The organism is Georgenia sp. X1117 (assembly GCF_057784635.1).
Genome location: NZ_CM173492.1, coordinates 3,081,621 through 3,094,332 on the forward strand (window position 1 = coordinate 3,081,621; position 12,712 = coordinate 3,094,332).

A 12,712-nucleotide genomic window follows, 5' to 3' on the forward strand; every position below is an offset into this window, starting at 1 on the left:
TGGAGGGTCCTCGACCGGGAGGGGTGGCATGACCAGCACCGTCCGCACGACCCACCGCATCACCCGCCGCGCCGCAGCCGCCGCACTGGCCGCGACGCTCGCCCTGGCCGCCTGCGGCACCGCGAGCGACGAACCGGACACCGGAGGGACCGGCGACGGGAGCGAGGCACCGGAGGGCGGCGGCGACGCGCCCTCGAGCATCGCGCCCACCTCCTCGCTGGTGCTCGAGGGGGAGGGGACCGCCCGCTCGGTGGCGGCCTCGCAGACCTTCTTCGACTCCTCCCCGGTGGTCGTCCTCGCGCCCGACGGCGGACCTCGGGCCGTCGAGGCGGCCTCGGCCGGGGTGCATCTCGGCGTCCCGGTCATCGTCGACGGCGACGACGCCGCGGAGGCCGACGAGCTCGAACGCCTCGGTGCGGGCACCGTCGTGGCCGTCGGCGCGGTGAGCGTGCCAGCCGACGTCGAGGCCGAGGTCGCCGCGCCCGCCGACGCCGACGAGCTGGCCGGCCTCCTGGGCGGGGTCCAGCTCGCGCAGACCGACGGCGGCGACGCGCTGGCGGCGGTGACCTCCGGGGGTGAGGGGCTCGTCGTCGGGGACGTGGGCGAGACCGACGACGCGGCCGGCGGCGAGGCCGACGAATCGGCCTCCGCCGAGCCCGGGACCGGCGACGCAGGGGCTGCCGAGGCCGGGACCGGCGGGGCCGACCCCGCCGAGTCGTCCTCGCAGGACGCCGGCGCGGGCGATCCGGGCGATCCGGGCGGCACGAGCTACCCGGACGGCATGAGCCCGAGCGACGGCCCGGCGGACACCGGCGGGCACGAGGTCGTCACCGAGCTGCCGGAGACCGGCACGCCGGATCCGGCGGCGTCGTCGACCCTCGCGCTCGGCGGCGGCACGCCCGACGAGCTCGCGCCCGGGGCGACGGCCCGCGCGGCGGGGGCGACCGTCGTCGTCGCGAGCGGGGGAGACCCGCGCGCGAGCGCCGCGGGCGTCGAGGCCGTCCACCGCCTCGCGACCGACCTCGGCCTCGTGGCGGACGAGACAGCCACCGACGGTCCGGACAGCGGGGCCGCCACCGACGGCGCGGACGAGGAGTCCTCCTCCGACGGCGCCGGGAGCGCCGAGGCCGGCCTCGTCGTCGTCGGGCTCTCGCCCGATCTCGGCGACGCCGACCAGCTGACCAGCCGCGTCTCCTCCGCCACGACGGGCGCCCAGCTCCCGGCCGGCGGGCAGCTCGTCCTGCCCGAGGCCGACGGCGAGCAGGCCGGCGCCACCTACGTGGCCATGTACGGCAGCCCCGACTCACCGGCGCTGGGCGTGCTCGGTGAGCAGGGACCGGAGGACACGGTCGCGCGCGCCGAGTCGATCGCCGCCGAGTACGAGGGGCTGACGGACACGACCGTCGTGCCGACGCTGGAGATCATCGCCACCGTCGCCTCGGGCGCGCCGGGCGACGACGGCAACTACTCCAACGAGGCACCCGTCGAACGGATCCGGCCGCTCGTGGATCTGGCCGCCGAGCACGGCATGTACGTCATCCTCGACCTCCAGCCCGGCCGCTCCGACTTCGTCAGCCAGGCGCAGATCTACGAGGAGCTGCTGCTCGAGCCGCACGTCGGTCTCGCGCTCGACCCCGAGTGGCGGCTGGCCGAGGACCAGGTCCACCTCACCCAGATCGGGCAGGTCCCGGTCGAGGAGGTCAACGAGGTCGTCACCTACCTCGCCGACCTCACGGCCGAGCACTCCCTGCCGCAGAAGATGCTCGTGCTGCACATGTTCCAGGTGCGGATGATCCCGGGCGTGGACGACGTCGACCAGTCCCGCGACGAGGTGCGCGTGCTCATCCACGCCGACGGCCAGGGCGGGCAGGGCGACAAGCAGGCGACCTGGCGGACGCTGCTGGCCAACGCGCCGTCGGTGACCGCGTGGGGCTGGAAGAACTTCTACGACGAGGACACGCCGATGCTCGACCCCGCCGGCACGATGGCGGTCGACCCGGTGCCGGACCTCATCACCTATCAGTAGCCGCGCGGCCCACCACCGGGAGGCCACCGCCCGCCCGCGAGGAGTGGCTCAGACCGCGCCGTGCCCCTCCGTGACCTCCTCGCCCGCGGCCACCGGCCCCGGGGGAGTGCCGTCGCCGAACGGGCGACCGCCGAGCGCCTCGCGGCCGTGCGGCGTCAGCCAGCTCCACAGGTCCGGACCCTTCGGCACGATGCCGGACGGGTTGATGTCCGAGTGCACCACGTAGTAGTGCTCCTTGATCTGCACGAAGTCGATCGTGTCGCCGAAGCCCGGGGTCTGGAAGAGGTCGCGCGCGTAGCCCCAGAGCGCCGGCATCTCGCGCAGCAGGTTGCGGTTGCACTTGAAGTGCCCGTGGTAGACGGCGTCGAACCGCGCCAGGGTGGTGAACAGGCGGACGTCGGCCTCGGTGATCGTGTCGCCGACGAGGAAGCGCTGCTCGGTCAGCCGGTCCTCCAGCCAGTCCAGCGCGGTCCACAGCCGGTCGTAGGCGTCGTCGTAGGCCTGCTGGCTGCCGGCGAACCCGGCCCGGTACACGCCGTTGTTGACCTCGGTGTACACGCGGCGGGCGACGGCGTCGATCTCCTCGCGCAGGTGCTCGGGGTAGAGCTCGGGCGCACCCTCGCGGTGCAACGCGGTCCACTCGGTGGACAGGTCGAGGGTGAGGGTGGCGAAGTCGTTGGTCACCACCGCGCCGGTGGTCTCGTCGACCATCGCCGGGACGGTGATGCCGCGCGGGTAGTCGGGGTCGCGGCGGAGGTAGGCGTCCTTGAGGCGGGGGATGCCGAGCACCGGGTCGACGCCGCCGGGGTCGAGGTCGAAGGTCCACGAGTCGGCGTCGTGGGTGGGGCCGGGCTGGCCGAGCGAGATGACGCCCTCGAGGCCGAGGAGGCGCCGCACGATGACGGCCCGGTTGGCCCAGGGGCAGGCGCGCGCGGCGACGAGCCGGTAGCGGCCCGGCTCGACGGGGAAGTCGCCCGAGCCCGGCTCGGGGTCCGCGACGATGCGGGTGGAGATGTAGTTCGTGTCGCGGGAGAACTCCTTGCCCTTGACGGAGTACACGCCTCCGGTGGAGTGCTCGTCGCGCTGTTGGTCGGTGCCTGACTCGTCCATGGGCCGATGCTTCCAGGCCGCGCGGCCGTCGACCAGCCGCGACGGCGCTGCACCACCGCTGCCGGCAACCTCCCTGGGACGATTCATCGCCACTGTTTCTGGTACCCGCCACTCTTCCGGAGTCCAGGCAACCTGGGGACGTTGGTGCCACGAGTCGCCGTCACGTGGGGTGGGGGTCGGGCAGTCGACAGGAGCGGTGGTAGGTGGCGGGTTGGGCGATCCGGACGTCGAGCTAACGGGCCGCGATCTGCGCGGCCAGGTGCCCGGCACCGTACCCGTTGTCGATGTTGACGACGGCGACCCCGGGGGAGCAGGCGTTGAGCATGGCCAGCAGCGCGGCGACGCCGCCGAAGGCCGCGCCGTAGCCGACGGAGGTCGGCACGGCGACGACGGGGCAGGACACGAGCCCGGCGACGACGCTGGGCAGCGCCCCGTCCATGCCGGCCGCCACGACGATCGCGGCGGCCGAGCGGAGCAGCTCGAGACGACCGAGCACCCGGTGCAGGCCCGCCACACCGACGTCGACGACCAGCTCGGTGGGGCGGCCGAGGTACCGGGCCGTCAGCCGGGCCTCGAGGGCGACCGGCAGGTCCGAGGTGCCGGCGCTGAGCACGACGACCGTCCCGCCGGCCGGCTGGGGGGGATCGGGCGGCCAGGCCAGCAGGCCCGCCTGTTCGTGGTGGGCGGCGACGGGCAGTGCGTCGAGCACGGCGCGGGCGTGCTCGCGCCCGGCGCGGGTGAACAGGGTGGGGGCGCCGGCGCGGCCGACCTCGGCGGCGATCGCGCCGACCTGCTCCGGGGTCTTCGGCCCGCACAGGACGGCCTCGGGGTAGCCGCGCCGGGTGGTTCGGTCGTGGTCGAGGTGGGCGAGGGCCTCGAGCTCGGGGCCCGGCCGCCACTCGTCCCGCGGTCCGGTGCCCGCCTGCGGCTCACCGGGCACGAGAGGCCTCGACGAGGGGGAGGGTGAAGGCGCCGGACTGGATGCCGCGCAGGTCGAGCGCGGCGAACCGGAAGCCCGCGGCGGTGATCGCGGCGTGGACCTGCTCGGCCAGCCCGGCCGCGCGCACGATGTCCTCGGCGGGGAGCTCGATGCGGGCGACCTCTCCGTGGTGGCGCACGCGGCAGTCGCCGAAGCCGAGGGAGCGCAGGGCGCTCTCGGCGGTGTCGACCTGGCCGAGCTTGGTCGGGGTGACCTCCTCGAAGTGCGGGATCCGCGAGGCCAAGCATGGGGCGGCCGGCTTGTCGGCCACGGCGAGGCCGAGGTCGCGGGCGACGGCACGGACCGTCGCCTTGGTCATCGCGGCCTCGGCCAGGGGGCGCAGCACGCGGTGGTCGGTCGCAGCGCGGGCGCCGGGCCGGTCGGGGCGCAGCGCGTCGTCGGCGTTCTCGCCGTAGGCGACCGCCGCCAGACCCAGCTCGGCGACGAGGTGATCGTCGATCCGGGTGAACAACTCGTCCTTGCAGTGGAAGCACCGGTCGGGGCCGTTGGCGCGGTAGGCGGGGGAGTCGCCCTCGTGGGTCTCGATCTCGACGACCCGCGCCCCGATCTGGGCCGCGGTGGCGTGTGCGGCCGCCCGTTCGTCGCGCGCCAGGGAAGGAGAGACCCCGAGGATGGCCACGACGTCGTCGGCTCCCAGGGCGCGCACCGCGAGGGCGAGCAGCGTCGCGGAGTCCACCCCGCCGGAGTAGGCCACGCCGAGCGGCGCGTGCCCGGCGAGCAGCCCGGTGACCCGGGCGGCGGCCCGCTCGACCTGCCCGGGTGTGGCCAGGTCCACCGGGACCGCTCGCGTCGTCGTTCCACTGGTCATCTGGACTCTCCCTCGCAGGTTGTGCGCGGCCCTCGTCGACCGGTCACCTGTGGCCCATCGTGCGTCGTGACGCGGCGGACCGGGTGCTCGTTGCCACGGGTTGCCGTCGACGCTACCGGTAGCGTGGGGCCATGGGACCCCAGGAGCAGGCGCCCCGGATCCCCACGATCTACGACGTCGCCAAGGCGGCCGGCGTGTCGCCGTCGACGGTGTCGAGGGCACTGGCCCGCCCGGGGCGGGTCAGTGCGGAGACGGCCGAGCGTGTCCGTCAGGTCGCCGCCGAGATCGGCTACCGGCGGTCCGTGGTGGCTCCCGCGCTGGGAAACGTGCCGAGCAAGCTGTTGGCGATGGTGGTCGCCGACATCGGCAACCCGCTGTTCGTCGACGTCTTCCATGGCGCGGAGGCGGCCGCGCAGGACGCCGGCTACACGCTGCTGCTCTTCGACGCGCGCGAGGAGGAGTCGAGGGAGCGCGGAGCGGCGGAGAAGTTCCTCGACTTCGTCGAGGGCCTCATCCTGGCCAGCCCCCGGATGTCGGACTCGGGGCTGCTCAAGCTGGCCAAGCAGCGGCCGGTGGTCGTGCTCAACCGGGTGGTCAGCGGGCTGCCGAGCGTGCTCACCGACGGTGCGCGGGGCGTGCGTCGGGTCGCCGAGCACCTCGGCGAGCTCGGGCACCGCGAGGTGGCCTACATCGGCGGGCCGGAGGCGTCCTGGGCCGACGGCGTGCGGTGGCGCGGTCTGCAGGAGGCGGGGGAGGAGCTCGCGCTCAAGGTGCGCCGCGTCGGCCCCAACGAGCCGACCGTCAGCGGCGGCGAGTTCGCCGCCGGACGGTGGATCCGCACGCCCATGACGGCGGCCGTGGCCTTCAACGACATCATGGCGATCGGCTTCGTGCGAGGTCTGCGCGCCCGCGGGCTCTCGGTGCCCGGCGACGTCAGCGTGGTGGGTTTCGACAACAGCCGCACCGGGGCGCTCGCCACCCCGGCGCTGACCTCGGTGGCCTCCCCGCTGGCCCTGCAGGGCTCGACGGCGGTCGGCAACCTGCTGGCGATCGTGCGCGGGGCCCGGCCGCCGGAGCGGCCCGTGCTGCTGCCGGTGCGGCTCGTGCGCCGGGCGTCGACCGGTCCGGCGGCGCCGCGGCGCCCGCGGGCCTGACGGCTCGTCGTCCGGCGAGGGGTCGCCCACCGGTCGCCGGGTGGCGACCGGTACGTGGCAACAGGTGGCCACCCGTCACACCCGCGCCACCGATTGCCCATACTTGGCACAGGAACGTCACCCGGCAGTCGATGAAGGGACCTACGCATGCCGAACGAGAAGTCCACCGACCTGGCCCAGATCGGGGTGATCGGGCTCGCCGTCATGGGCAGCAACCTGGCCCGCAACCTCGCGCGCAACGGCTTCGCCGTGGCCCTCTACAACCGCACGACGGCGAAGACCGAGGCCCTGGTCGCCGAGCACAGCTCCGACGGGACCTTCCTGCCCTCGACCACCCTCGAGGAGTTCGTGGCCAGCCTCGAGCGGCCGCGGAAGATGATCATCATGGTCCAGGCCGGTGCCGGCACGGACGCGGTCATCGACTCCCTGGTCCCCCTCCTCGAGGAGGGTGACATCGTCGTCGACGGCGGCAACGCGCACTACGCCGACACCCGCCGCCGCGAGGCAGCGCTGCGCGAGGTCGGCCTGCACTTCGTCGGCGCCGGCATCTCCGGCGGCGAGGAGGGCGCGCTCAACGGCCCCAGCATCATGCCCGGCGGCCCGGCGGAGTCCTACGTCACGCTCGGCCCGATCCTCGAGGCGATCTCCGCCAAGGTCGACGGGGAGCCGTGCTGCGTGCACATCGGCCCCGACGGTGCCGGCCACTTCGTCAAGATGGTCCACAACGGCATCGAGTACGCCGACATGCAGTTCATCGCCGAGGCCTACGACCTGCTCCGTTCGGCCGGCATGGAGCCCGGCGAGATCGCCGAGGTCTTCCGCACCTGGAACACCGGTGACCTGGACTCCTACCTCATCGAGATCACCGCCGAGGTCCTCGGCCACGTCGACGCCGCCACCGGCGCCCCCTTCGTCGACGTCGTCGCCGACGCCGCCGGCCAGAAGGGCACCGGTCGCTGGACCGTGCAGATCGCCCTTGAGCTGGGCGTGCCGGTCAACACCATCGCCGAGTCGGTCTTCGCCCGATCGACCTCCGGGCACGCCCCGCTGCGCGCGGCCGCGCAGAAGGCGCTGACCGGACCGGAGCGCACCGCCGTCCCCGCGCAGGAGCGCGAGGCCTTCGTCGAGCATGTCCGTCAGGCCCTGTGGTCGGCGAAGGTCGTGGCCTACGCCCAGGGCCTGGACCAGATCCGCACCGCCTCGGAGGAGTTCGGCTGGGACATCGACATCGCCGAGGTCGCCAAGATCTGGCGTGGCGGCTGCATCATCCGCGCCAAGCTGCTCGAGCGGATTCGCTCGGAGTACGCCGCCGGCAACCTCACCACCCTGCTCGAGGCCCCCTCCGTGGCCGCCGGGCTGGCGGAGAGCCAGGACGGGTGGCGCGCGGCCGTGGCGCACGGCGCGCTCGGCGGCGTGCCGGTGCCCGGCTTCTCCGCGGCCCTGGCCTACTACGACACGGTGCGCGCCGAGCGGCTGCCCGCCGCTCTCGTGCAGGGCCAGCGCGACTTCTTCGGCGCGCACACCTACCACCGCACCGACCGCGAGGGCGTCTTCCACACCGAGTGGTCCGGCGACCGCAGCGAGACCCGGCAGAGCTGACCGCCCAGGGCTGAGCGACCGCGTCCGTTCCGCCCGGGACCGATCGGGGCGGGACGGTCGGCCGGGTCGCTCCGTGTGTCCGCCGCCTCCCGCGGCGGCCGACGACGGCCTTCGTCGTCCCTGCACGGTCGGAGATATCCGGACGGTGCGGTCGCGAACCGGACGCTCGGTCCGCCGTCGCCGACCTCGTGCCCTCCCGGCGTAGCTCGCGCGCCGGCTCGAGACGGCCGACCGAGGAACCCCGTCGCACCCGTGGTGCGGCGGGGTTCGTCGTGTTCGCCCAGGTCAGAGCCCCTAGGCTGACCGTCGAGCGCACGGGTCGGAGCGCCGTCCTACCAGCGGTACAGGCGCGAGGACGCCGGGTCGCCGAGCGCCTCGCCGCCGAGGAGCTTGCCCCTGTCCTGCCGCTCACCGAGCAGTGCCTCGAAGTCGGCGTCCATCTGGGCCCTCTGCTCGGCGGGCAGTGCCTGGTTGGCGGCCAGGTGGTCGCCGGTCGGGTGGCCCCAGGGCTCGGGGTTGGAGTGGATGAGGATCACCTACTTCATGGTCGGACCTCCTGCTCGTGGGCCGCCTCTCGGCCCGTCGACAGGTACATCGAGGCAGCGACCTGGTCTTCGACACGATACGGAGGATCCGACGGCGAACCGCACCCACGAGGAGCGAGCGGCTTCTCGCCGGGTCGAGCAGGAAACCGCTCACTCGCCAGGCAGGAAAGCGGGCGGGTCCAGGGGGTGGTTGCAATACTCGTGGATTGGGGTGTTGGCAGGTACGGGCAGGCGGTGCGGGTCAGGAGTGGCGCTCGTGGGTGGCGCGCTGCTCGAGCTTCTCGCGCGTGGACCACAGGCCGGCGGACGGCGTGGAGATGAAAAAGACGCGCTCGCCGTCGGGCATGGTGTTCCAGCCGTCCTTCATCACCGCCGGGTCGTAGCGCCGCAGCGCCTCCTCGACGTCCATGTACTCATACCCGACCCCCTCGATCTCCTCGCGGGTGAGGTGCCCCGGCGCGTAGGTGATGGTGAACCGCCCCTCGGACGAGCCGTGGGGGAGGTGCGCGGTGCCGTGCGGGATGTCCTGCATGTCGGCCTGGTCCTGGTAGAGCCGCACCGCCTCGTCCTGCGAGATGTAGCCGTACTTCCGGATGAGGGCGTCGACCTCGGGCTGCTCGCCGAACCGCTCCACGCCCGGCGCGATGACGAGCAGCTCCCCGCCGTCGGCGATGGCCATCCGCGTGCGGTACACGGCCTTGTTGGCGACCCACGTGGCCCGGAACTCGTCGGCCTGCATGACGGCGACGATCTTGTCCACCGGCTCGTCGAAGACGGTGATGTTCTGCTCCCGCGAGGCACGTGCGGCGTCGAGGTAGGTCTCCAGGTCGTCGCCGACGTAGACCCCGGTGTGGCGCAGCGCGCCGTCGTCGTCGTAGTCCATGACGACCTGCAGGTAGACGTCGGGCAGGTCGGCGAGGAAGTGCTCCTCGGCGTAGTTGAAGCAGGCGCGCACCGGGGTGAGCAGGTTGCCGAGGTTGTTCTCGATGCCGTAGACGGCCGAGGCCATGTGCGAGGCGCCCAGCAGCCGCTTGCCGCCCAGCCCGATGAAGTAGTTCTTGTTGTGGTTGGCGAACCCGAGCACCTCGTGGGGCACCACGTGGCCGACGTTGACGACGAGGTCCCACTGCTCGGTGACCAGCATGGTGTTGAGGTCGACCGGCATCTCCCAGTCGACCGCCCCGCCGGTGGCCTCACGGACGAACTCCGCGGGCACGGTGCCGACGTTGGTCACCCCGCCCTTCCAGTCGTGGGCGTGGATCCGCTCCTCGGGGATCGACCCGAACATCCACCGGTTCTCCTCCTCGGTGTGCGGGACGTGCTGGCCGAGGGTGGGGATGACGTGCACCTCGGCGCCGGCCTCGTCGAGGCGCTGGTAGAGGTACTCGGTCATCCAGCCGGTGCCGGAGTGCGCGCGGGTGAGGTCGGGCGGCAGCAGCAGCACGCGCCGGTAGGCGGCGATGCCGAGGCGCTCACGGGCCTCCTCGAGCATCTGGTCGCACAGCTGCTCGATGCGCTCGCGGGAGATGAACCGGGCTTCTTCGCTGAACCACGTCATGGCAGAAGGGTGGCGTGAACAGGCCCTGAAGATCCAGTGGTTGGCAAGGGTTGGCAACGTTGTTGCCCTCCTCGGGTGCCCTGGGGACCATGTCGTCATGAGCGACGACGCCACCGCACCCCTCGACGTGCACCCCGACCGGCTCCTGCCCGCGCAGCCCGAGCTGCGCGACGTGGCGCGTCGGATCTACGCGGGCACCAAGGACCTGCCCATCATCTCACCGCACAGCCACGTCCCGCCGCAGTGGCTCGTCGACGACGCACCGTTCCCCGACCCGGCCTCGCTGCTCATCGTCCCCGACCACTACGTGCTGCGCCTGCTGCACGCCGACGGGGTCGAGCTCAGCGACCTGGGGCGCGGCCCCGACGGCCCCCTCGAGCTCGACGAGGCCGCGGCCCGCAAGGCCTGGCGGATCCTGTGCGAGCGGTACCACCTCTTCCGGGGCACCCCGGTGAAGTACTGGTTCGACACCACCTTCGCGGAGGTCTTCGGCATCACCGAGGCCCCCTCGGCGCGCACCGCCGACGCCCTGTACGACCAGGTCGCCGAGGCCCTCGCCACCCCCGAGTTCCGCCCGCGCGCCCTGTTCGACCGCTTCGGCATCGAGGTGCTGGCCACCACCGACGACCCGCTGGACGACCTGTCCGCCCACCGCACCCTGGCCGAGGACCCCACCTTCACCGGCCGCGTCGTGCCGACCTTCCGCCCCGACCGGTTCCTCGAGCTCGCCCGGCCCGGCTGGGCGGGCCTCGCGCGGTCGCTCGGGGAGGCGGCAGACGTCGACACCGGCGACTACGCCGGGTACGTCGAGGCCATCGAGACCCGCCGCCGCTACTTCAAGGAGCACGGCGCGGTGTCCTCGGACCACTCCCACCTCGACCTGGGCACCGAGCCGATCGGCCGCAGCGAGGCCGAGCGCATCTACACCGCCGCCCTGCGCGGGGAGGTCACCGCCGAGGAGGCCACCGCCTTCCGCCGCCACATGATGAGCGAGACCGCCCGGATGGCTACCGAGGACGGGCTCGTGATGACGCTGCACCCGGCCGTGCGCCGCGACCACGACCCGCTCAACCTCGAGAGCTACGGCCACGACGTCGGCTCGGACATCCCGCTGGCCGTCGAGGCCACCGACGCCCTGCGCCCGCTGCTGGGCCGCTTCGGCAACCACGAGAACTTCCGGCTCGTCGTGTTCACCATGGACGAGACGATCTACTCCCGCGAGCTGGCGCCGCTGGCCGGGTACTACCGGTCGATGTACGTGGGTGTGCCGTGGTGGTTCATCGACGCCCCCGAGGCGATTCGCCGCTTCCGCGGTGCCGTGACCGAGACCGCCGGCTTCTACCGGACGTCCGGCTTCATCGACGACACCCGGGCCTTCCTGTCGATCCCCACCCGGCACGACATGTCGCGCCGCCTCGACGCCGCCTACCTCGCCGAGCTCGTCGGCACCCACCGGCTGACCGAGGACGAGGCGATCGCCACCGCCCACGACCTCGTCGCCACCATCCCGAAGCAGGTGTTCGGGCTGTGAGCGCACGACTGACCCGCGACGCCGCCACCCCGCCGCCTCCCGTGCGGCTCCTGCACGTCGGGCTCGGCAACTTCTTCCGCGCCCACCAGGCCTGGTACACCCACCACAGCCCCGACGCCGCCGACTGGGGCTACGCCGCGTTCACCGGCCGCAGCGCCCGGGCCGCCGAGGAGCTCGCGCCCCAGGGCGGGCTGTACGCCCTGCTCACACGGGGCCCCGAGGCCGACGAGATCGAGGTCGTCTCCTCGGTCAGCGCCGTCCACGCCGCCGACGAGCACGAGGCGTGGCTGGACCACATGCGCGACCCCGCCGTCGCGGTGGTCACCCTCACCGTGACCGAGGGCGGCTACCTGCGCGGCGACGACGGCGGGCTCGACCTCGCCCGCGAGGACGTCGACGCCGACATCCGGGCCCTGCGCGCCGACCCCACGGCCCCGGTGACCACCACGCCCGGCCGCCTCGTGGCCGGGCTGCTCGCCCGCCACGCGGCCGGCGCCGGACCGATCACGCTCCTGTCCTGCGACAACCTCTCCGCCAACGGGGAGGTCCTCGAGCGCGTGGTCCGCGACATGGCCGGTGCCGTCGACGCCAAGCTCCAGCGCCGCCTGGACACCGACGTCGACTTCGCCTCGTCGATGGTCGACCGCATCACCCCGGCCGCCACCGCGGATGACGCCGCGACCGTCGAGCGGGAGCTCGGCGTGCGCGACGCCTCCCCGGTGACGACCGAGCCGTTCAGCGAGTGGGTGATCGCCGGCCGCTTCCCCGCCGGGCGCCCGCGCTGGGAGGACGCCGGGGCGACGATCGTCGACGACGTCGAGCCCTACGAGCGGCGCAAGCTCCTCCTGCTCAACGGGGCGCACTCGCTCATGGCCTACCTCGGCCCGCTGCTCGGGCACGAGACCGTCGACTCGGCGTTCGCCGACGAGCGCGTGCGCGCCCGCGTCGAGGAGCTGTGGGACGACGCCGCCCCCGTCCTCGACGTCCCCGACGACGACGTGGCCGCCTACCGCTCGGCGCTCGCCGAGCGCTTCGCGAACCCCCGCATGCGCGACCGGCTGGCCCGCATCGCCGCCGACGGCTCGCAGAAGCTGCCCGTGCGGCACGTCCCCGTGCTGCGCGCCGCCCGCACGGCCGGCCGCCTGCCCGGCGGTGCCGTCGTCGCGGTGGCCGCCTGGATCGCGCACCTGCGCGGCCACGGCGTGCCCGTCAACGACGTCCAGGGCGAGCGCTGGCAGGGCCTGGCCGCCGGGACGCCCGAGGAGGCCGTGGCCGCCGTGCTCGCCGAGCTGTGCCCCGACCTGGGCGAGGACACCGAACTCGTCGACGCGCTCACCGACGAGCTGCGCGCGCTCACCGGCGCCGAGGAGGACTGAGACCG

The 12,712-nt window shown here is 73.6% G+C and carries 10 protein-coding genes; 5 read left to right on the top strand and 5 right to left on the bottom strand.

Annotated features, from left to right (window positions below):
• Nucleotides 1-28: 28 nt before the first annotated feature.
• Entirely contained in the window at nucleotides 29-2,026 is a 1,998-nt protein-coding gene (locus AC3D3D_RS14280) for a hypothetical protein (protein ID WP_463663258.1), read from the top strand.
• 48 nt (nucleotides 2,027-2,074) lie between these two features.
• On the opposite strand, the gene AC3D3D_RS14285 is transcribed toward AC3D3D_RS14280, so the two are convergent.
• The 3 genes from AC3D3D_RS14285 to larE form a co-directional block, all read right to left on the bottom strand.
• Complete coding sequence (locus tag AC3D3D_RS14285; protein WP_463663259.1) at nucleotides 2,075-3,136, bottom strand: glutathione S-transferase family protein; 1,062 nt, start codon at nucleotides 3,134-3,136, stop codon at nucleotides 2,075-2,077.
• Nucleotides 3,137-3,368: 232 nt separating this feature from the next.
• Nucleotides 3,369-4,076 (bottom strand): nickel pincer cofactor biosynthesis protein LarB, encoded by a 708-nt coding sequence (gene larB / locus AC3D3D_RS14290; RefSeq protein ID WP_463663260.1) that lies wholly within the window; start codon nucleotides 4,074-4,076, stop codon nucleotides 3,369-3,371.
• Nucleotides 4,066-4,944 carry an ATP-dependent sacrificial sulfur transferase LarE gene (gene larE, locus AC3D3D_RS14295; protein ID WP_463663261.1) on the bottom strand — a complete coding sequence of 293 codons (879 nt, stop codon included), beginning with the start codon at nucleotides 4,942-4,944 and terminating at the stop codon, nucleotides 4,066-4,068. The genes larB and larE overlap by 11 nt, the downstream gene beginning before the upstream one ends.
• 131 nt (nucleotides 4,945-5,075) lie before the next feature.
• Here larE and AC3D3D_RS14300 point away from each other — a divergent pair, with 131 nt between their 5' ends.
• The gene (locus AC3D3D_RS14300) at nucleotides 5,076-6,098 is read left to right on the top strand and encodes a LacI family DNA-binding transcriptional regulator (protein WP_463663262.1); all 1,023 of its coding nucleotides are present in this window, start codon (nucleotides 5,076-5,078) and stop codon (nucleotides 6,096-6,098) included.
• 147 nt (nucleotides 6,099-6,245) lie between these two features.
• Complete coding sequence (gene gndA / locus AC3D3D_RS14305; protein WP_463663263.1) at nucleotides 6,246-7,697, top strand: NADP-dependent phosphogluconate dehydrogenase; 1,452 nt, start codon at nucleotides 6,246-6,248, stop codon at nucleotides 7,695-7,697.
• 332 nt (nucleotides 7,698-8,029) lie between these two features.
• Here gndA and AC3D3D_RS14310 read toward each other — a convergent pair whose 3' ends face one another.
• Nucleotides 8,030-8,233 carry a hypothetical protein gene (locus AC3D3D_RS14310; protein ID WP_463663264.1) on the bottom strand — a complete coding sequence of 68 codons (204 nt, stop codon included), beginning with the start codon at nucleotides 8,231-8,233 and terminating at the stop codon, nucleotides 8,030-8,032.
• A gap of 250 nt (nucleotides 8,234-8,483) precedes the next feature.
• Nucleotides 8,484-9,800 (bottom strand): nickel-dependent putative hexonate epimerase, encoded by a 1,317-nt coding sequence (locus tag AC3D3D_RS14315; protein ID WP_463663265.1) that lies wholly within the window; start codon nucleotides 9,798-9,800, stop codon nucleotides 8,484-8,486.
• A 97-nt stretch (nucleotides 9,801-9,897) separates the two neighbouring features.
• Here AC3D3D_RS14315 and uxaC point away from each other — a divergent pair, with 97 nt between their 5' ends.
• Both uxaC and AC3D3D_RS14325 read left to right on the top strand, forming a co-directional pair.
• The gene (gene uxaC / locus AC3D3D_RS14320; protein WP_463663266.1) at nucleotides 9,898-11,331 is read left to right on the top strand and encodes a glucuronate isomerase; all 1,434 of its coding nucleotides are present in this window, start codon (nucleotides 9,898-9,900) and stop codon (nucleotides 11,329-11,331) included.
• Nucleotides 11,328-12,707: a mannitol dehydrogenase family protein gene (locus AC3D3D_RS14325; RefSeq protein ID WP_463663267.1), complete on the top strand. Its 1,380-nt coding sequence runs from the start codon at nucleotides 11,328-11,330 to the stop codon at nucleotides 12,705-12,707. Before uxaC ends, AC3D3D_RS14325 begins: the two co-directional genes overlap by 4 nt.
• Nucleotides 12,708-12,712 lie beyond the last annotated feature (5 nt).

Coding starts and splice junctions, on each gene's coding strand:
- AC3D3D_RS14300 (WP_463663262.1), top strand. CDS start 5,076: ATGGGACCCCAGGAGCAGGCGCCCCGGATCCCCACGATCTACGACGTC.
- larE (WP_463663261.1), bottom strand. CDS start 4,944: ATGACCAGTGGAACGACGACGCGAGCGGTCCCGGTGGACCTGGCCACA.
- uxaC (WP_463663266.1), top strand. CDS start 9,898: ATGAGCGACGACGCCACCGCACCCCTCGACGTGCACCCCGACCGGCTC.
- AC3D3D_RS14280 (WP_463663258.1), top strand. CDS start 29: ATGACCAGCACCGTCCGCACGACCCACCGCATCACCCGCCGCGCCGCA.
- gndA (WP_463663263.1), top strand. CDS start 6,246: ATGCCGAACGAGAAGTCCACCGACCTGGCCCAGATCGGGGTGATCGGG.
- AC3D3D_RS14315 (WP_463663265.1), bottom strand. CDS start 9,800: ATGACGTGGTTCAGCGAAGAAGCCCGGTTCATCTCCCGCGAGCGCATC.
- AC3D3D_RS14285 (WP_463663259.1), bottom strand. CDS start 3,136: ATGGACGAGTCAGGCACCGACCAACAGCGCGACGAGCACTCCACCGGA.